Origin of the sequence: Pseudomyxococcus flavus, from assembly GCF_050038885.1 — a bacterium.
Classification (GTDB): domain Bacteria; phylum Myxococcota; class Myxococcia; order Myxococcales; family Myxococcaceae; genus Myxococcus; species Myxococcus flavus.
The window spans coordinates 5177542-5196734 of the sequence record NZ_CP143624.1 but is presented as its reverse complement, the minus strand read 5'-3'; the positions used below and the strand labels follow the sequence as shown (position 1 = coordinate 5196734).

Sequence of the window (19193 nt, the reverse complement as noted above, 5' to 3'; positions counted from 1 at the left end):
CATGGGCACGGACGGACTCCTCCTGAGACCCGCGAGGGAGTCCGACCGGCGCACGCTGTGGCGCATCCACACCCAGGCCGTGGAGGCGCTGTGCCAGAGCGCCTACGCGCCGCATGAGGTGAGGACCTGGGTGCGGCTGCTGAAGCCGGAGGGCTACCTGCGCCCGGACCGCCCACGCACGGTGCTGGTGGCGGAGCGAGGCCGGCGCGCGGTGGGCTTCGGCCAGGTGGATGCGGGCGTGGGTGAGCTGGAGGCGCTGTACGTCATCCCAGACGAGGCCGGGCATGGCGTGGGCGCCACCCTGCTGTCCGCGCTGGAGGCCACCGTCTGGCGCAGCGGCGCGGCGCTCGTCGGATTGGATGCGAGCCTGAACGCGGAGCACTTCTACCAGCGGCACGGATACGCCTCCGTGCACGCAGCGCTGCGCCCGCTCACGCCCGAGGTGCAGCTGGCGTGTGTGCGGATGCAGAAGCAGCGGCCGGCCGCGCTCCAGGAGCGACGGCCGGCCTGGCGCCGGGATTAGGTGAAGGCCGACTTCACCTCGGGCTTGTTGAGCACCACCAGGGACCAGATGCCCACGGGGATGCCCAGGCAGGCGCAGGGGCCGCAGCAGGGGATGACGGCGATGATGGAGGCGGCCATCGCCAGCCCGTAGCTCTGCAGGTTCTTCATCTTCAGGGCGCCGAAGAAGACGATGGCGTTGAGCACGAGCGTGGGCAGCGCGAGCAGAAGCTTGCCGCCGGTGGTGCTCACGGTGGCGAGCGCCTGCCGCGCGCCCTCGGGCAGGTTGGGGTCCTCGAGCATCTGCGTGATTTCGGGGTCCGTCCCACCAAAGGCCTGGAGCACGTTGATGAGCCCCAGCAGCACGGAGATGGCGGACAGGACCATCAGCAGGATGGCCGGCAACGACACGGCTTCCTTCGCGCCCGCGCCGCCGGGAGAGTTCATCGTTCCGTAGGTGTTCTCCATGGTCCCCAGTACCCCTCTGTGCCGCGTGAATGGTGTGCGGGCAGTGGGCCCGCGCGCGGCCATTCCACTCGGAGTCAGGGGAGCGCGCCAAGGGAAATGACGTGCGCCCTCCCCGCCCCGCTCAGGCCTTGAAGGTGAGCAGGGGGGAAAGCCGGGCCACCTCCCGGACGATACCGGCCTCCACCTGGGCATCCACCACGGGGCGGATGGGCTTGTACGCCGCCGGCGCTTCCTCGACGCGGCGCTCCGCGCGCAGGGTGATGCAGTCCACCCCCGTCAGGCCCAGGGCCGTCTCGCTGCGGTCGGCCCCCCCTCGGGACAGGGAGAAACGCGAGCGCGCGCGGCCCGCGCCATGGGAAGCGGACTCCAGCGCCCGCGCATCGCCACACCCCACCATGAGGAAGGAGGTGGCCCCCATGGAGCCGGGGATGATGACGGGCTGCTCCGCCCCGGCCGGGCAGGCCCCCTTGCGCGCCAGCCAGCCCCCCTCGTAGGGCAAGGTCAGGTTGTGCGGGACGTCGTAGACGAGCGGCGCCTCCACGTCGCCGAAGAGCTCGCGGAGCGTCTGGCGCAGCAGCTCCGCCAGGAGCAGCCGGTTGAGGAAGGCGTAGTTGGCCGCGGTCGCCTCCGCCTCCAGGTACTCGGCGACGAGCCGCTCCTCCGCCAGCGGGAGGATGCCGCCTTCCGGCAGCGGCGTGCCCTGGGGCCAGGCCCTGCGTGCCCGCTCCTGCCAGGCCACGCCCACGTGCTTGCCCACGTCGCGGCTGCCGGAGTGAATCATGAACGCGAGCTGCCCCTCACGCACACCCCAGCGCCACGCGTGCGTCCGGTCCTCCACCGCCTCCACGCGCTGCACCTCGACGAAGTGGTTGCCGCCGCCAATGGTGGCCAGTCCCGCGTCCCGCACCACGCCTTCGCGCGTGAGGGCCTCGGGCGCCCAGGACGGATGGCCCTTCAATCCGCCCCCCAGGTGGATGCGCGCGACCTCCGCGTCGAGCTGGCTCAGGTCGGCCCGGCCCGCGCAGCCCAGCGGGCGCTCCAGCGTCTCCACCAGCCAGCCCTGGACGCCATCGCGCAGCAGCGCCTCGGACGCTCGCGACGACATGGCCACGTCCCGGGTACCGAAGAAGTAGTGGCCCTTCATCCGTTCGACGAAGGCATCACGCTTCGCCAGGAAGGCCTCCGCGGGAATGTCCGCGACATGCAAGCGCATGCCGCAGTTGATGTCGGTGCCAATGGCGCCGGGGACGACCAGGCCCCTCGTATGGAGCACCGAGCCGATGGCCACCCCCGAGTCCCCCGGGTGGAAGTCCGGGGTGGCGCGCACGCGCAGCACCTCGCCACCCGCGGGATGCCGGACAGCGGCCAGTTGGGCGAGTTGTTGGAAGGCCTTGCCCTCCACGGGCAGGTCCGGAGGAAGGAGCACCTCGGCGGGCGGTGAATGCGCATCGCCCCGAAGGCGCACGGAGTAGAGGCGGCCGTCATAGGCCACCTCGAGCCCCTCGCGGGCAAGCGCCCGGAGAAGCCGATTCAGTTTCGGCTGCATGACCCAGCTCAGGAATGCCCCGGGGCCCGAGGACGGGCACAGCCGGGGGGACGTGACGGAAGAGATGAGGGACCTTGGGTCAGCAGCCGCGGTCGCCAGACGGCGCGAAGCCGTCCTCACCGTGCACGCACGGGCACTGGGGCCTTTCCTGACGGGGCGCTACACGACCGCGGACAGGCCACCGTCCACATTGAGGGCCGCGCCGCTGATGTAGCCACCGCGTGGGGACAGCAGGAAGGCCACGGTGTCCGCGAACTCCTCCGCCTTCCCCACCCGGCCCAGCGGGATGCCCGCGTGGCGGGCCATCTCCTGCTGGAAGGACTCCACGGGCTTGCCCACCTCCTGGGCCCGGCGCACCCACTGGCCGCTCTCGATGATGCCCACCAGCACCGCGTTCACCCGGATGCCATGGGGGCCCAGCTCCTTGGACAGCGCCTTCGTCAGCGCCAGCCCCGCCGCGCGCGACACCGACGACGGCGTGGAGTTGGCCCCCGGCGTCTTCGCCGCGATGGCCAGCACATTGACGATGGCGGCGTTGCCCGCCTCCTTCAGGAACGGGAGCGCCTGCCGGGAGGCGCGAATCGCCGCGAAGACCTTGAGCTGGAGGTCGGCCTCCCACTCCGCGTCACTCACGGAGGCGAAGGGCCGGGCCGCGGCGGAGCCCGCGTTGTTCACCAGCGCGTCGATGCGTCCGAAGCGCGCGTGCGCGGCGTCGATGAAGTGCTCCACTTCCCAGGCGCGTGACACATCGGCCTGGACCGTCAGCACGTCGCCGCCCTCGGCGCGAAGGGCCGCGGCGGTGGCCTCCAGCCGCTCCACACCGCGGGCACAGAGGGCCACCTTCGCCCCCTCCCGGACGAGCCTGCGGGCCACCGCCGCTCCCAGTCCGTCCGAGCCCCCCGTCACCAGCACCACCTTGCCACCCAGCTCCAGGTCCACGTGCCACCTCCTCACGGCCAGCGCCGGCCCCACGCAGCGGATGGCCGCCGTGGGACCGGTGCGCTGGACGTCACGTCATCAAGCCGGCTGCTTCACCACGTGGCGCTTCTGGTCGAAGGCCGCCAGCGTCTGGGCGATTTCCTCGTTCACCGCCCGCAGCATGTCCTGCTTCTCCCGGAACGGGAGGAAGGCGCTCTTGAAGCCGGAGACGAGGATGGTGGTCAGGTCCTCCAGCGACAGGCCCAGCTCCGAGTGCGCCGTCCACAGCTCCTTCGTCACCGTCGTGTCGGTGATGAGGCGGTTGTCCGTGTTGATGGTCACCCGCAGGCCGTAGTCGAAGTAGAACTTCAGCGGGTGCGCCGCCAGGCTGGGCACCGCGCCCGTCTGCACGTTGGAGGTGGGGCACACCTCGAGCGGAATCCGGTGGTCGTTGACGTAGTTGAGCAGGTCCCCGTCCTCGCGCAGCCGCGTGCCGTGGCCGATACGGTGCGCGCCCAGGTTGTGGATGGCCTGGGAGATGGACTCCGGCCCGTAGGCCTCGCCCGCGTGCGCGGTGCAGTTGACGTTGTTCTTGAGGATGAGCTGGAAGGCATCCCGGTGGTCCTTCGCCGGGAAGCTCGCCTCGGCGCCGGCCAGGTCGAAGCCGATGACGCCGCGGTTCTTGTAGGCCACCGCCAGCTCCGCCAGCCGCATGGACGTCTGCGGGTTGATGTGACGGATGCCGCAGACGATGACGCCGCACTTGATGCCCGTCTCGCGCTTGGCGGCACGCAGCCCCTCGAGCACCGAGTCGATGACCGTGGTCATCTTCAGGCCCTTCTGCAGGTGCAGCGCGGGGGAGTAGCGGACCTCCAGCCAGCGCACGTTCTCCGCGGCGGCGTCCACGGCCAGCTCGTAGGCGGCGCGGTAGAGGGCCTCGGCCGTCTGGAGCACGGAGAGCGTCACGTCGAAGGCGACGAGGTACTCCTCCAGGCTCTTGCACACCTCGCCCATGTGGATGGCCTTGGCCAGCCCGTCCTCGGTGTCGGCGAGCAGCTTCACCTTCTGCTGCTCGGCCAGCTCGAGGATGGTCTTCAGGCGCATGGAACCGTCCAGGTGGCAGTGGAGGTCCGTCTTGGGCAGCGCGCGCAGCAGCTCTTCCGTCACCGCCAGGGTGGGCGGCGGCATGAAGTCCGTCCGCCGGGCGGACGAAGGAATGCCGGTGGCGCTGGGAATCTCGTCATCACGAATGGTAGGCATGGTCCAAGTTCCTTCCTTGCGTCATCCTCCAAACCATGTCGTCCCGCGCCTGTCCATGCACGCCCTTGCTGCCCGCCCTGGCGCTGACACTGGTGGCCGCCGTGGGGTGCCGGGAGCCCGCGAAGAGTGACTTCCGTTACTCCACGGATGCCTCGTCGCGCGCGGGCCTGGTGGCCCTGGCGGACGGCGTGCTCACGGCCAACGAGGCCGGCGCCGTCATCCGCCTGGACTCCAGCGGACGCGTGGTCTGGCGGGTCCCCCTGGACAGGGAGGTGGCCACCCGGCCGGCCCTGCTCGCGGACGGCGTCATCGCCGGCACCGTGGGCGGAGGCCTGGTCCGGCTGGCACTCGCGGACGGCACGGAGCAATGGCGGCTCACCGGAGAGCCCCCCGTCCTTACCGCACCCGTGGCGGATGCGGAGGGAAAAAACCTCTTCCTCGTGGCGCCGGATGGAGCGGTCCGACGCCTCGCGGCGGACACGGGAAAGACGGACTGGGAGCGCCCGCCGCCCGGCAAGCCGGAGCCGACCGCGGCGCCTCGGGGCTACCCCACCCCGGTGGTCGATGGCGGCCTGGTGGTGGTGGCGCTCGGTGACGCCGGGCTGATGGCCCTGGCCACCCAGGACGGAGCCAAGCGCTGGCAGAAGGACGTGCGGGACGTGCTGGGAATGGTCCTGTGGCGCGACACGCTCTACGTGAGCACCCGCCAGGGCCTTGTCGTGGCGCTGCGCGTCGCGGATGGGGCGGTCCGCTGGGAACACGCGCCAGCGGAGCGCCTGACAGGGCCGCCGTCACTGGCCCTGGGCGCCCTGTGGGTGGGCGCGGGCGGGGACTCCCCCGCACTGGTCGGGCTGTCGCCGTCCGAGGGCAAGGAGGTCGCGCGCGTGCCCCTGCCCGATCCGCTCGTCACGGGGGTGGCGCCCGTCCGGGACGAGCTGCTGCTGGTCCCCACCAGCGGGCGGAAGGGACGGCTCATCGCATTGAAGGCCACCACGTGGGAACGCGCCTTCTCGGTCCGGGCGGACACGCCCCTGCGCACGAAACCCGTGGTGCGCGACGACCAGGTCATCGTGCTGGGGCTGGACGGGCGCGTGCTGGCGTGGCGCCTGCGGTTCCCCGCCCCCTGAGCCCTCAAGGCGGAGACTCACTCCACCCGCAGCGTGGAGAGCGAGCGCTCCACCCGGGCCGAGCGTGCACCGTAGTCCCGCTCAGGCGCGGAGAAGACGACGAGCACGAAGCGCGCCTTGCCCGGCACGAAGTACACCAGGGTCCGCGCGCCACCCGCCTGGGCGAACTCGTAGCGCGCCACCGGGCCCGTCGGAAGCGTGCCCTCCGAGTCCTGGAGCAGCTTCCCGGGCACCGGCATCCCGGCCGCCCCCAGCACCGCCTCGGGCCCGGCCCCCAACGCGGGAGGCACCCCCTGCACGGAGCGCAGCTCCAGTCCGCCCTCGAAGAGCGCGCGTGCCGGCGGTCCAGCCTCCACCGAGCGCAGCCCCATGCCGGAGGGCGGCTCGTACTGCACGCCGAGCTCCTGCGAGGAGAACCCGCGCGAGCAGCCCACGACACACCACAGCAGGAGGCACCAGGTCAGCGAGGCGAGTCTCACGCCCGCGACTCTGCCACTGGCACCTCGAGCTGTCAGGTGCGCGAGCGTCCTCGCGTCCTGCTCTTCACTGCACCCGGCCGGACAGGCCCCACAAGCGACTCAGGACTTCGCTGGTTCGAATCCAGCTCCCCCCGCCATGAGGGGGGATAGCCAAGCGGTCGACGGCATCAGCCTTGAAGCTGACAAGTCTTCAAACCGGCTCGTCCACTCGGGTGCACCCTTTCCTCAGGCCGGCATCAGGAAGCGGGCGATGATTCGCTTGAGGCCCACGTTTCCGCCGAACTCCACCGTCACCTTCGCATTGGGGCCGTTGCCGTCCGCGGACACCACGCGGCCCACGCCGAACTGCTCGTGGCGCACGCGCATGCCGCGCACGTCCCCGCCGACGCCATCCATGTCCGACGCCTGCGAGTACGAGCGGTCGATGCGGGGCCCATCATCGTCGTCCCACGTCCGCTTGCGCGGCGTCGAGGGCACCATGGGGCGCGGCGCCTCGGGGACCTCCTGCTCGCTGATGCCGAACAGCGCGGGGGGCACGTCCCTCAGGAAGCGGCTGGGCGCGTTGTAGCGCAGCTCACCGAACAGCGACCGGCACTGCGCCAGGCTCACGAAGAGCCGCTTTCGCGCGCGGGTGAAGCCCACGTAGCAGAGGCGCCGCTCCTCGGCCATCTCCTCCGAGGGCTCGCCCTCCGTCGGAGCGTCCTCGGTCAGGTACATGGACTCGGACTTCACGGCGCGGGCGTGCGGAAAGACGTTCTCCTCCATGCCGGTGAGGAAGACGGCGTCGAACTCCAGGCCCTTGGCCGCATGCAGCGTCATCAGCGCCACCCGGCCCTCGCCCACCTCCGCGTCCGCCTCGCCCACCAGCGAAATCTGCTCCAGGAAGGCCTGCAGCGCTGGCACGTCCGCCGTCAGCGGCGCCGCGTCCACCTCGGGAGGCACCTCGGCGGGAGGATTCGCGGCGGCCGCCACCGCCGCGGCGGCCCGGTTCAGGTCGAACTCCTGCGCCGCGCCCAGGAACTCGCGGAGGTTCTCCGCGCGCGTCTGCGCCTCGTCGCTGCCCTCGGCCAGCAGCGTCTCCACCAGCTTCGTCTCGCGCAGCATCTGGTCCACCGCGCTCGCGGCGTCCTCCGTTGTCTGCGCGAACGCCGCCAGGGACTCCAGCAGGTTGCGGAAGCCCTTGAGCCGCTTCACGGCGGCGCCGTTCAGGGCGGGAACCTGCTCCGGCTGGGAGAGGGCCTCGTAGAGGCTCACGCCCTGGGTGTTGGCATAGTCCGTCAGCCGCTCCACGGTGGTGTCGCCAATGCCGCGCGCCGGGATGTTGATGATGCGCAGCAGGTCCGCGTCCGAGCGCGGGTTCACCATCAACCGGAGGTACGCGGAGGCATCCCGCACCTCCGCCCGGTCATAGAAGCTGCGTCCGCTCACCAGCGTGTACGGGACGCGCGCCAGGCGCAGGGCCTCTTCCAGCACGCGGCTCTGCGCGTTCGCCCGGTAGAACACCGCCATGCTGGAGAGCTTGATGAAGCCCTCCCGCTGGAGCGCCAGAATCTGCCGCGCCACCTCCTGCGCCTCGGCCCGCTCGTCGCGGCTGAGCAGCAGGTTGAGCGTCTGGCCCCGCGGACGCTCGGACCACAGCTTCTTCTCCATGCGCCGCGTGTTCTTCCGGATGACCTCGTGCGCCGCGTCCAGGATGTTCTGGTCGGAGCGGTAGTTCTGCTCCAGCTTCACGACCTTCGCGCCCGGGTACTGCCGCGGGAAGCCCAGGATGTTGTCCACGTCCGCGCCGCGCCAGCGGTAGATGGACTGGTCGTCATCCCCCACCACCACCAGGTTCGCGGAGGGCGGCGGCGCCAGCTGCTTCAGCAGCGCGTACTGCACCGGGTTGGTGTCCTGGAACTCATCCACCAGCACGTGGTGGAAGCGGCGCCGGTAGTTCTCCAGCACGTCCGGCCGGGTGCGGAACAGGCTCACCAGCAGGAGCAGCAGGTCCCCGAAGTCCACCGCGTTCGCCGCGCGCAGGCGTTCCTGGTAGGCCGCGTACACCTTGCGCACCAGCAGACCGCGCTCGTCGCCGGGCGCCACCTGCATCTGCTCCGGCAGCCGGGCCGCGTTCTTCTCCTGGTCGATGCGGTGGAGGATTTCGCGCGGCTGCATGGACTCGATGCCCGCCTCGCGCATGGCGCGCTTCACCACGTTGAGCTGGTCCGAGTCGTCGTAGATGACGAACGAGCGCGTGAGCCCCACGTGCTCCGCCTCGCGCCGGAGAATCTGCGCCGCCGCGGAGTGGAAAGTGCTCACCACCAGCTCGTTCGCCTGGGCGCCCAGCAACTGCGTCAGGCGCTCGCGCATCTCCCGCGCCGCCTTGTTGGTGAAGGTGACGGCCAGGATGCGCCACGGGTAGACATGACGGACCGTCACCAGGTGCGCCACGCGCCGGGTGATGACGCGCGTCTTCCCGCTGCCGGCGCCCGACAGGACGAGCAGGGGGCCGTCACCGTGCAGCACGGCCTCGCGCTGGGGCGCGTTGAGGTCTTCGAGGAGGGCGGATTCGTGTGGGTTCGCGGGAGACATTCGGGAGGGAACCCATGCTTCTAACGTCTTTCCCCCACCAATGGGCGTCCTTCCAGCACCCCTGCCCGGCTGCCCGGCCCCCCAGGCATGCGGCGGGCTTATATAATGGTGCGCCTCCATGTCCGACTCCCCGTCCGGCGCCCCCCCGAGGCCTTCCCAGGCCGACCTGGACCGCTACGCCGAGCAGTTCTCGCAGAGCCTCACCCTGCGCCTCTTCGGCGCGAAACTCAGCTTCCCGGAGGGCCGCAAGGTGGTCGTCAGCATCCCCGAGCTGCGCCCCGAGCACCGGGGCGGCGCCGGCACCGCCAGCGCCGTCAACGGCGGCGTCCTCGCGGCCCTCTTCGATTACGCCATCGGCTGCACCGGGGCCCTGGTCGACCCGGGCCGGAGGTGCGCCACCGTGCAGCTCTCCATGAGCTTCGAGCGCGCCGTCACCGGAGACAGCCTCCGCGTGGAGTCCGAAATCGACAGCCACACCGTGTCCCTGCTTTTCGCCACCGCCCGGCTCTACGACAGCGAAGGCCGCCTGTGTGCCCGCTGCCAGGGCGTGGTGAAGCTCTCCAACCTTCGCTGGGCGTCCGGAGACAGCCCCGCCGTCAACTGACTCTTGCCCACCCCGCCCCACATCCTCCCAGCCGCCCTCGATATGTCCGGCCCGGACACACGTTCTGGGGGCACTGGGGAGCAGGCGTGCGCCCCAGAAGCCTCTGAGCGACGGGAAGACGGCATGAGTGCAGCCGTGCAGGGCCTGCGGATGACGACGCTGCGACTGTCAAAGGAAGCCGATGAGCCAGCCGAAGCGCCCGCGCCGGGAGGGGACGAAGCCCTCCTCTCGCGGCGGGCGCTGGCGGGCGACAGGGCTGCCTGGGACGCGTTGGTGGCACGCCATCACCGGCGCGTCGTGGTATCGCTGCTGGCTCGTGGCGTCCGGGTGGACCGGGCGCAGGAGCTGGCGCAGGAGACCTGGGCGCGGCTCATTCAGCAACAGCAGCGTGGGCTGCTGACGGAGCTGCGTCTGCCCAACCTCGCCCTCACCCAGGCGGCCTTCCTGGCCGCTGACGACGCACGACGGGCACGCCGCGAGTCCATCGCCGGCGCGGTGGACGAGCTGCCCGAACGCCACCACCCGGTGGACCCCTCGGTGTCCGCGGAGCGGCGCCTGCTCTCCGAGGAGCAGCTGTCGCGCGCCCATGCCGCGCTGGCGCAGGTGTCGCCCAGCGCACGAAACGTCTTCCTCCTGGCCTGTGACGGGCAGGAGCTTCCCCATTCCGAAGTCGCCTCGCGCGTCGGCCTCTCGGTCCAGCGCGTGCGGCAGATCCTGTGCGAGGTCCGCAAGAAGCTGCGCACCGCGCTCGAGGAGGAAACCCATGCTTAAGCCCCACCTCACCCGCGACGCCGCGGAGCAGTACATCCTGGGGGCGCTGGCACCGGAGAAGGCCGCGAGCCTGGAAGCGCACACGCTGGAATGTGAGCCGTGCGCCCGGCTGCTCCAGGAAGAAGCCCTGCTGTCGGAGCAGCTTCACGAAGTGGCCAGCACCTTCCCCCAGGCCCCCCGCGTCCTCCGTCCGGCCCGCTGGGACGCACGGCGCATGGCGGCGGGCACGGTCGGCGCGGCCCTGGCCACCGCCGCCTCGCTGGCCTTTGTCCTGCTCTCTGGCGAGCAGCGTCCGTCCTCGTCCGAGCCGCTGACCCTGGACGTGACACCACCCACGGTGGGCCTGGAGATGGAGGTCGCGGAGCCGCAGGCCATCGTCGTGGCCTGCCCGGACCTGGCCACGCAGGCGTCCTGTACCCAAGCGGCCGAGGAGCGAGGGCTGCTCGTCCAGTATCCCTGGGGCACGGGTGAAGTACCGCGTTATGAGGCCCGCACCGGCCTCCCCGAGGGTGCGCTCAGCGCGCGCCGCCCCGTGTCGCTGTGAGGATTCCCGTCATGGACTTCCGGAAGAAACTCGCCGCCCTGCTGCTCGCGCTGGCCTCCACCGGGGCCGGGGCGCAGCCGTCGGGAGGCAACCAGAAGCTGCCTGTCGGCTGGTACGTGACGGAGAGTGCCCCCAAGCGCTACGAGGCCGGCGTGGACAACACGGCCACGTGCGAGGGCTCCCGCAGCGCCTTCCTCCGCTCGCTGACGCCGGACACCAACGGCTACGGCACCTTCATGCAGGCCTTCGGCGCGCATGACTTCCGGGGCAAGCGCCTGCGGTTCTCCGCCTCGCTCCGCATCAAGGACGTGGAAGGCTGGGCGGGGCTCTGGATGCGCGTGGAGGGCCCCGACCCCAAGCAGCCCCTGGCCTTCGACAACATGCAGTCGCGCGCGCTCGTCGGCACGACGGAATGCAAGCGCTACGAGGTGGTGCTGGACGTCCCGAAGGAGGCCACCACCATCATGGCCGGCCTCATCATGAGTGGCACTGGCCAGGCCTGGCTGGACGGCGTGCGCTTCGACGTCGTGGACACCTCCGTCCCCGTGACGGACCTGCTGGCGTCGAGGCCGGTGGTGGCGTCCAACGGCCCCGCGGGGCTGGATGAAGAGCCCGTCACGAAGAACGAGCAACTCCCGCTGGGCCGCGTCGGTGACGTCTGGTTCAACCACGGCCGCATCGCCGCGGACAAGCCGTACACCCGCCGCAAGGACGGCGTCTGGGTGAGCATCCTCGGCGAGGAGGTCTACGAGCACGGCATCGCGGTGACGGGCACCCTGGGACAGCGCGCGCTGGACCTGAAGCTGAAGGCCGGGGGGCGGCGCACCCTCATCGAGGGCACCTGGGGCGACGAGCCCGTCAACATCCAGCTCACGCCGGAGAAGCTCACCATGCGCTGGGGCCGCCTCACGCGCGAGCTGGCGCGGGACATGGACGCCCAGGTGGACTCCACCTGCAACCGCTACCAGCGCACCGAGGGGCCACGGGTGACGGACCAGTTGGACGTCTGTGGCGCGGCGCTTGGGACGCGGCCGCCCAGCGCGCAGCTCGTGATGTCCTTCCTGGTGAACGGCTTCAGCCCCACGCTGCCAGCCCGGAGCCTGCCCATTCCGCAGCCACCGGTACGCAGCCGCCAGGCGCTCGACACCGAGCGGGCCGCCCCTGGCGGCATGCGGGGGCAGTAAGCCCGGACGGGCCCGTGACGACGGGCCCGGTTCTGGACGCGGCGCCCTCCGTCAGAAGGCGAAGTCGCGCTCCAGCGTTTCGCTCCCCGCCTGCACTGTCAGGTGGGCAGAGCGCGCGCCCGTGGAGGACGCGGTCGTCAAGTCGAAGGAAAGGCCCTCCGGCCCCTGGGCCGGTTTGAGCGAGGGACGGCCGGGACTGAGGAACACCGCCGCCGTCACCGTCCGTCCAGAGAGAGGCTGCACCAGCAGGCGCACGCGCTGACGCTCACGCACCAGCACCACACGGAAGTCCCGGCGCTCCTCCAGTACCTCGCGCTGCTCCGGAAGGCGCGCGGCCTGAGCGCGGTGAGCCACGGGTGCGCGGGACGTCCACGCGGAGCGGGCCACCGTACCGCCCTCCTCCTCCATGTCGAGCGCCTCGTCGATGGCGTCCTCGCCCTCGTCCAACGCCAGCACGGCCTGGGCGCACTCACCACAGCGCGCCGTGTGTGCATCCAGGCGGGCCCGCTCGTCCTCGGACAGCAGCCCCATGTCGAGGCGCCAGAGCTCATCCGCGGTGAGGTGCCGGCGTGGAGGCATGTCCACGGGCGCGGCATCCGCCATGTCCGCGCGGCACTCGTCGCACCCCTGGATGTGGGAAGTCAGTGTCTGGGAGGCGGCCGTCCAGGTGGCCACCACGTCGTCGCAGCCGGCGCGCGCGGAAAACCACCAGGCGGCGTCCTGCTCGGCGGGCTCGAGGAGGTCGCGCTCCTGCCGGCGCTGCGGATTGAGGGGGATGAACCAGCGTGCTCGGGGACGCAGTGACGCGTCCAGGCTCTGGAGCGCGGAGAGAAAGCGGTCGCGAAGCTGAGCGGCCTCGCCGTCGAGGGCACCGTGAAAGCCCTCCCAGACGGCCAGGGCGTGCGCGGCGGAGGCGGCCCTGTCGCGAGCGGCAAGTCCCTCCAGCGCGGAGGCCCGCCACATGTCCGCCTCTTCGCCCCCATCCAGCGCCACCTCCACCGCTTCCTCCGCGGCCCTCAGGAGCAAGGGCTGGAGGGATTGTGGCTTCTGCGCCTTCAACCAGGCTTCTACCTGGGGTCGACCCAAGCCCCGCAGGGCACCCTCCACACCTTCGGTCTCCAGCCGGGAGCGGCGGCGCAGCAGGTCGCCGGCAGCCTCGAGTACTTCACCGGGTAAAGCCGTGCCCGACAGCAGCAGTGAGCGACGGGCGGCATAGCGGGACAGCGTATCTCCAACAATCATGGGTCAATCCTCCTCGGTACCCCGGGTGTAGCGGGGAAGGAGGCGGCTCATGCTTCCTCCCCATGCGACTCGCGCTGAAGGTCCAGCAGGTAGAGCTTGAGGTAGGCCTGGGCACGGCTGACGCGCTTGTAGCTGTTCACCACGGTGATGTTCAGGCGCCGGGCACATTCTTCGTGATCCTCGACGTCTTCGTGGTGGTACAGGTCCCAGGCCGAGGCTTCCTTCGGGTGCTCCTGCTGAAGCCGGGCAAATGCAGCCCAATACAGTTCCTGGGCCTCGGCGCGCTCCTCACGCCGCTTCCCAAGTTCGACGGCGCGAGCCACCTCGGAGGGCGGCTCTTCCATGGCGTCATCGGGGTCCGACGGAGGCGCCGCGAGCTCCTCGCGGTGCTTCCGGTAGAAGTCGATGGCCACGTGCTTGACGATGCGCAGGAAGAACGTCTTGGGAGACGCGCTCCGCCCGGGCACCTGCTCCGACACGCCGCGGAACTGGTCCAGACCACGGTCGATGAACTTCCCCACCGCGTCCTGGAAGAGCTCGTCCGCGTCCGCTGGGGAACCACGGCCGTAGCTCGCCTGAATCTTGCTGATGACGTAGCGAGAGGGACGGGCCCACCGCTGCACCAACGCCCCGAGCGGGCCTCCAACGGGCTCGCCAGTGGCGCGGCGGCGGACCACCTCCGCGAACAATTCGTCATCCGTGAGCTGCTCGTACACCGGAAGAACCTGGGGGCTGCGCCGGGGGAGTCGCCCCGGGATGTTGGGTTTCGGGGATGTGGCGCGGCAAGGTACCACGTTGGCATCCGCAGGCAGCCTCCGAGACAAGCAGGGGGCGCCAACCCAGCGAAATCACCGGACTATTGGCACCCACGGCGTTGGACGAAGCCCGCGCGGCATTCCTGACGAATTTTATAGAGCAGCCCCGCGAAAGGCGGATCCGGAAAAACACCTGTCAGGAACAGCGGGGGCTCGCGTCTTCGCCCCCATCGCTTTCGAGCGCCCGGCCGAAGCGGCCCTACAAGCCGTGGTTCGATTCCACGTATGCCCCATGGGCGTATGGCGACGGGTGGTCCGTCACTGATCTTCAAATCAGCGAACTGGCTTCTTCACTCGGGCGCTCAACCTTTCCCCTTCGAGGATTCGCGTCATGTCCCGCCGCACCATCGTCATCGGAGACCTTCACGGCTGCTACGACGAAGCCGTGGAGCTGCTCGACAAGGTGGGCGCGACCTCCAGCGACCGGATCATCTTCGCGGGTGACCTGGTGGACCGCGGCCCGAAGCGGCGCGAGTGCGTGGAGCTGGCCATGCGGCACGAGGCCATCCTCGGCAACCACGAGGAGACGCACCTCCAGCAGCGCCGCCGGGCGGACGAGCGGTTGCACCCCGACCACCTGGAGACGCGTCGGGTGCTCGAGCCCGAGCACTACGAGTGGATGGCCGGGCTGCCCCACTACGTGCGGCTGCCAGAGCACAACGCCATCGTCGTGCACGCCGGCATGCTTCCGGACCTCCCCATCGAGAAACAGGACCCGTACCACCTGCTCCATGCCCAATGCATCCGGCCCCCGGCGACCAGGAGCTACTGGCCGTCCAAGGCGCCCGAGGGCTGGACCTTCTGGACACACCACTGGAAGGGCCCGGAGCGGATCATCTTCGGTCACACCGTCTTCGACGCGCCGCTCGTCACCGAGCACGCGGTGGGTATCGACACCGGGTGCGTCTACGGGCGCACCCTGACGGCGGTGGTGCTCCCCACCTGGGAGCTCGTCTCGGTGCCGGCCCGGAGTACGTACCGGGGCGGAAAGAGCGTGGCCCGGATTCCGGTCCACGGCGACGTGTCCGTCTTCTCGTAATCGACTTTCGCGCCCGGCCGACGGGGCCCAACACGCCATACAGCTACGCGGGTTCGAATCCCGCCGGAGCCCTTCGGGGCTCCGTGGCTCAGCGGTAGAGCACTGGGACCTTAATCCAGAGAACCGGCCTCGTCACTCGGGCGCACCTTTTCCTCCCCATCCTCACTTCGCACGGGCCGCCTTCGCTGAGGCGCAAGGCCTCCGTGCGTCCACGCGCGGTGCACTCCGCTCGCCTCGCCGCGAGTGGTCCGCCCCGCGCCTGACCCGCGGCACGTCCCAAGGGGGACACCATGACGACCCAGACGCAGAATCCGAACGCGCTGCTGCCCGAGGCGCAGCACGGTCCCGCCGAGCGCCTGCTGGACCTGGTGCTCGGAGGCTCCGCCCACCTGTGGCACAACCGGCCCGGCCTGGACGTGAATGGCACCTGGTACGCGGCGGCGCACGCCACGCCGTTCCAGCGCGAGCGAGGGCGGCCGGTGAGGCCGGGCCTCTTCGTGCCCGCCGCGGTGAAGCTCTACGGGCAGCTCCTGGACATCTACAAGCTCAACGCGGAGCTGATGGCGCACTTCGCGTCCTACGCGCTGACGCAGACGGACTGGCGCGACCTGAAGGTCGCGACGTGCGCGCTCATGCTGGTGCAGGAGCACGCGGGCCAGCCCGTGCGTGACGAGCACGGCGGCATCGCCTTCCACGACGACGACTGGCGGGCCATTGGCGAGGCGATGGTGCTCCACTACGAGCGCAAGTCGACGCGCATGCTCACGCCCAAGGCGGTGCTGCGCGTGGCGGAGCTGCTGGAGCACCCGGACATCGCGCGGCTCAACCGCGAGGCAGGCTTTGGTGACCCGGCGTCCCGGAAGGCGCCGCTGGGCCGCTGGAAGCGCGTGGCGTCGAAGTGGCTGGCGGCGCGCGAGGCCAACCTGCCCATGCTCCAGGGACTGGTGAAGGCGGGCTACAAGGAGACGCTGAAGAAGCTGGCGCGCAAGGCGGGCTACAAGCCGCGCACGCAGGGGTTCTTCGAGGTGCTCGGCTGGAAGCAGAAGCAGTGCGCGCAGGGTCACCGCGAGGTGGGCCTGAACGGGCTGACGCTGGTCAAGCGCGAGCGCTTCGACGGCCTGTCGGAGGCGGAGATCTGCGAGTGGATCGACCTGGAGCGCCTCTCCTACAAGGAGGTCGTGGGACGGCTCCCGAAGGACGTGGGCCTCACGCCGGCCATCATGGCGGCGCTGCTCCCTTCGCTGTCGGACCGTGACCTCCGGCTGATGACGCCCACGCTCGAGGAGCTGGGGCTGATGGAGGACGCGGCCATCCGCGCGCGCTGGGAGAAGGCCGTGCAGACGGCCACGGACCAGCGTGCGCTGAACATCGCGAAGAACGTCCGCAACGAGTCCCTGCGGCGCAAGCTGGAGGAGGCCAGCGACAACGCGGCACGGAAGGCGGTGGAGGAGGCGACGGCGGAGACCGACGTGCGGGTGATGTTCCTCATCGACAAGTCGGGCTCCATGGAGGGGGCCATCGAGAGCTCGAAGGAGGCGCTGGCGCGCATCCTCGCGGGCTTCCCGATGGACAAGCTGCACGTCGCGGCGTTCGACACGATGGGCACGGTCCTCCGTCCGAAGGCCGCCAACCGTGTCGCCGTCCAGCACATGCTGGTGGGGTTGAAGGCGTCGGGTGGAACGACGCATGCGGCCGCGCTGCACGCCCTGCACCGCGACGGCGTCCGCATCCCGGGGGAGGCGAAGCTGGTGGTCATCGTGGTCGGCGACGAGGCGGGAGAGCCAGGTGACCAGCTCGCCCGGGCGTTCCGCGACCTCGGGTACGCGGTGTCGGCGCTGGCGATGCTGGTGTCGGTGGCGCATGCACGGGGCTCGACGGTGCGCACCTGTGCGGCGCAGTTGCGGGTGCCGTTCAGCGAAGTGAACGTGGACCAGTTCGAGGACCCGTACCAGGTCCCCCGGGTGCTGAAGGCGCTGCTGGACGCGCCGACGATGCCTGGAACCAGCCAGTCCGGCTGGGTGGAGCGGGTGATGCGCACGCCGCTGCTGAAGGTGGCGTGACGTCGATGCGGTGAGGAAGGAGGAGGCGCCGTGGACTACCGGAAGTTTCTCGGAAGGATGGAGTCGATGGTGCTGCCGTATCTGGGCGGCGGTACCGTGGACTCCGCCTCACGGCGCCTCCGCGTCACCACCTCGGTATCCCCGGGGTGGTGGCGCTTCGACGTGAAGGGGCGCGATGCCACGCCGCGCGAACCGGCCGGGCCGGAGGGCCTGGAGGCGCTGCCAAGGGTGCGCGGCCACGTCTGGGCCGGCCGGCTGGTTCACGAGGGAGCAGTGGCCGAGCCCCTGGAGCTGACGCCAGAGGAGGAGCCGCCACGGCTCGCGCCGGTGAGCGCCCGGCGGTGGCATGACGGCTCACTGCTCTTCGAGGGCGTGGAGTTCGAAACGGAAGCCGAGGACGCGGCACGCCGCGCGCTGGAGGAGGGCCATGCCCTCTCCGGCATTCGAGGTGTGAGCGCTCCCCTCCGTGCGGCGTTCGGCTACGCCCTGCTGGGACAGGCGTCCCAGGAGCTGGGCATCCGTTTCGTCCCCGCCGAGGTCCGCGGCCGGATACTCGCCGTGGCGGAAGGAGGCCGCGCGTCGGCGGAGGAGTGCCTGCGCCACCTGAGGCAGGAGCGCGACGTTCAAGCGACAAGGGCTCGCCTTGCCCACGAACGTGCCGTGTCAGCGGCCCGGGTCGCGGAGGCCCGGCAACGGGCGGTCGACCTGACGGCACAGCACCTGCGCAGGGTGGGGCAGCAGGCAGACAGCGAACACCGCGCCAGGGAGGCGCTGGTGAACGCGGGCGCACGTCCGCTGGACCTGCGGCGGCTCGAGGGAAACCGGCTGGAGGTGACGTACGCCTTCATGGGTGAGCGCTTCATTTCCATGGTCGCCGGCGACTCGCTCCAGGTCCTGGACGCGGGCATCTGCCTGGCCGGAGCGGACCGCGAGGTGACACTGGACAGTCTGCCGTCCGTCATCCGTGAAGCCATCGAGACCGACGTGCTGGTGGTGACCCGGCATGCCTGAGGAGGGGTCCATGTCTCCCCGAGAAGTGTGTCTGCTCATCGGCCACGGCGACGAGGTGCTGTGGTGCGATGAGTCCGACAGCCCGCTTCGGATGCCAGACTCGCGCGCCCGCTGGGAGGCCATCTGGCGTCTGCGCGACGTCCTCGAAGAGGTGGCGCACAGCCATCCGGACGGTCCGCTCGGCTTCTCCGCCGAGGACGAGAGCACCATGGCCGCGCTCACCTCGGCGCTGGGCAAGCCCCTGCGGTTCTCCGTTGTCGCGCCCGAGGGCATGGTGTCGCGGCGGAATGGCAGGGACGTGCTGATAGCGGACGAGCCCTGGTGGGCAGAGGCCCTGCGCAGCGCCTCCGGCATCCGGCATACACCCAGTGGCCTTGCATGAGCCGCTCAGACGGTCCGCGTCCAGAGGTCGCGGATGTCCTGGGGGAGCTGCCCCATGACGTCCTCGGCCTCGCCCTCGGAAATCTGGCCACGGACCGCGTCCATCACCGCTCTCACCACGGGCTCCACCGCATCCGGCTGGAGGCTCAGGTCCTCCCCCACCCTGCGCAGGAGGTGCTCGCGATGGAACTTGGGCGGCAGCTCCTCCTCGTGCTTCTCGCAGCGGTGCAAGAGGAGGGTCAGCTTGCGGGGCAGCTGGTCCTCCAGGTCGCTTGCTTCCTCGCTGAGGATGCGTTGCTCCAGCGCGCAGAGGACGGACACCGCGGCCTTCTCCGCCACGGCGGGTGACATACCGCCCCGCTCACACAGGTGCTGGAGGAAGGCCGTGTACGTCTGGCTCGTGCGCGACTCGTGTCGCAACCTCCTGCGGACCTCGATGGGCGTATCCCGGCGGCTGAGCTGGCGCTCCCCGCCCTGTGGAGCGCCCTTTCCCTGCTCACGGTCATTGGGCATGGGCTGTCCTTCCCTGAAGAAAGTCGTGTGCCTCACGGTGCCCACGGCGTCCGGAAGGAGCACGACGCAGCGGCACGGAAGCCAGGCTGCCGCCTCCCTGCCCGCTACGCGGCCATGCTGCGCATAGCTACATCGAAGCGCGCCCCAAGGCAGCAG

The 19193-nt window shown here is 70.5% G+C and carries 19 protein-coding genes; 10 read left to right on the top strand and 9 right to left on the bottom strand.

What is annotated here, in order from left to right; genetic code table 11:
• The first annotated feature begins 1 nt into the window (after position 1).
• Positions 2-523: a GNAT family N-acetyltransferase gene (locus VZL07_RS21770; protein WP_426749525.1), complete on the top strand. Its 522-nt coding sequence runs from the start codon at positions 2-4 to the stop codon at positions 521-523.
• On the opposite strand, the gene VZL07_RS21765 is transcribed toward VZL07_RS21770, so the two are convergent.
• From VZL07_RS21765 to add, 4 genes are all read right to left on the bottom strand, one after another.
• Positions 520-969: a hypothetical protein gene (locus VZL07_RS21765; protein ID WP_426749524.1), complete on the bottom strand. Its 450-nt coding sequence runs from the start codon at positions 967-969 to the stop codon at positions 520-522. The two genes, VZL07_RS21770 and VZL07_RS21765, sit on opposite strands and share 4 nt — an antisense overlap.
• 121 nt (positions 970-1090) lie before the next feature.
• Complete coding sequence (locus tag VZL07_RS21760; protein WP_426749523.1) at positions 1091-2515, bottom strand: RtcB family protein; 1425 nt, start codon at positions 2513-2515, stop codon at positions 1091-1093.
• A 159-nt stretch (positions 2516-2674) separates the two neighbouring features.
• Positions 2675-3454, bottom strand: a complete 780-nt coding sequence (locus tag VZL07_RS21755) for an SDR family oxidoreductase (protein ID WP_426749522.1) — start codon at positions 3452-3454, stop codon at positions 2675-2677.
• Positions 3455-3532: 78 nt separating this feature from the next.
• Entirely contained in the window at positions 3533-4693 is a 1161-nt protein-coding gene (gene add / locus VZL07_RS21750; protein WP_426749521.1) for an adenosine deaminase, read from the bottom strand.
• A 65-nt stretch (positions 4694-4758) separates the two neighbouring features.
• Between add and VZL07_RS21745 the strand changes: the two genes are divergently transcribed.
• Positions 4759-5820 (top strand): PQQ-binding-like beta-propeller repeat protein, encoded by a 1062-nt coding sequence (locus VZL07_RS21745; protein ID WP_426749520.1) that lies wholly within the window; start codon positions 4759-4761, stop codon positions 5818-5820.
• Positions 5821-5837: 17 nt separating this feature from the next.
• Here the strand turns inward: VZL07_RS21745 and VZL07_RS21740 are convergent, their stop codons facing one another.
• Together VZL07_RS21740 and VZL07_RS21735 are read right to left on the bottom strand one after the other, a co-directional pair.
• Positions 5838-6299 carry a hypothetical protein gene (locus VZL07_RS21740; protein ID WP_426749519.1) on the bottom strand — a complete coding sequence of 154 codons (462 nt, stop codon included), beginning with the start codon at positions 6297-6299 and terminating at the stop codon, positions 5838-5840.
• A 225-nt stretch (positions 6300-6524) separates the two neighbouring features.
• Positions 6525-8873 (bottom strand): ATP-dependent helicase, encoded by a 2349-nt coding sequence (locus tag VZL07_RS21735; protein WP_426749518.1) that lies wholly within the window; start codon positions 8871-8873, stop codon positions 6525-6527.
• A 118-nt stretch (positions 8874-8991) separates the two neighbouring features.
• Between VZL07_RS21735 and VZL07_RS21730 the strand changes: the two genes are divergently transcribed.
• The 4 genes from VZL07_RS21730 (at position 8992) to VZL07_RS21715 (ending at position 11976) form a co-directional block, all read left to right on the top strand.
• Positions 8992-9477: a PaaI family thioesterase gene (locus VZL07_RS21730; RefSeq protein WP_426749517.1), complete on the top strand. Its 486-nt coding sequence runs from the start codon at positions 8992-8994 to the stop codon at positions 9475-9477.
• A 135-nt stretch (positions 9478-9612) separates the two neighbouring features.
• Entirely contained in the window at positions 9613-10248 is a 636-nt protein-coding gene (locus VZL07_RS21725; RefSeq protein ID WP_426757346.1) for an RNA polymerase sigma factor, read from the top strand.
• On the top strand, positions 10241-10792 hold the full coding sequence (locus tag VZL07_RS21720; protein WP_426749516.1) for an anti-sigma factor family protein: 552 nt from the start codon (positions 10241-10243) through the stop codon (positions 10790-10792). The genes VZL07_RS21725 and VZL07_RS21720 overlap by 8 nt, the downstream gene beginning before the upstream one ends.
• Positions 10793-10803: 11 nt before the next feature.
• Complete coding sequence (locus VZL07_RS21715) at positions 10804-11976, top strand: AraC family transcriptional regulator (RefSeq protein ID WP_426749515.1); 1173 nt, start codon at positions 10804-10806, stop codon at positions 11974-11976.
• Between the two features lie 51 nt (positions 11977-12027).
• Here the strand turns inward: VZL07_RS21715 and VZL07_RS21710 are convergent, their stop codons facing one another.
• Complete coding sequence (locus tag VZL07_RS21710) at positions 12028-13218, bottom strand: hypothetical protein (protein ID WP_426749514.1); 1191 nt, start codon at positions 13216-13218, stop codon at positions 12028-12030.
• 47 nt (positions 13219-13265) lie between these two features.
• Entirely contained in the window at positions 13266-13934 is a 669-nt protein-coding gene (locus VZL07_RS21705; protein ID WP_426749513.1) for an RNA polymerase sigma factor, read from the bottom strand.
• A 430-nt stretch (positions 13935-14364) separates the two neighbouring features.
• Between VZL07_RS21705 and VZL07_RS21700 the strand changes: the two genes are divergently transcribed.
• The 4 genes from VZL07_RS21700 to VZL07_RS21685 all read left to right on the top strand — a co-directional run bounded on the left by VZL07_RS21700 (position 14365) and on the right by VZL07_RS21685 (position 18525).
• Positions 14365-15072: a metallophosphoesterase gene (locus VZL07_RS21700; RefSeq protein ID WP_426749512.1), complete on the top strand. Its 708-nt coding sequence runs from the start codon at positions 14365-14367 to the stop codon at positions 15070-15072.
• A gap of 290 nt (positions 15073-15362) precedes the next feature.
• Entirely contained in the window at positions 15363-17132 is a 1770-nt protein-coding gene (locus tag VZL07_RS21695; protein WP_426749511.1) for a vWA domain-containing protein, read from the top strand.
• Positions 17133-17162: 30 nt separating this feature from the next.
• Positions 17163-18143, top strand: coding sequence for a hypothetical protein (locus VZL07_RS21690; protein WP_426749510.1), 981 nt, complete (start codon positions 17163-17165; stop codon positions 18141-18143).
• A 10-nt stretch (positions 18144-18153) separates the two neighbouring features.
• Complete coding sequence (locus tag VZL07_RS21685) at positions 18154-18525, top strand: hypothetical protein (RefSeq protein ID WP_426749509.1); 372 nt, start codon at positions 18154-18156, stop codon at positions 18523-18525.
• A 5-nt stretch (positions 18526-18530) separates the two neighbouring features.
• On the opposite strand, the gene VZL07_RS21680 is transcribed toward VZL07_RS21685, so the two are convergent.
• Positions 18531-19037, bottom strand: a complete 507-nt coding sequence (locus VZL07_RS21680) for a DUF2267 domain-containing protein (RefSeq protein WP_426749508.1) — start codon at positions 19035-19037, stop codon at positions 18531-18533.
• Positions 19038-19193 lie beyond the last annotated feature (156 nt).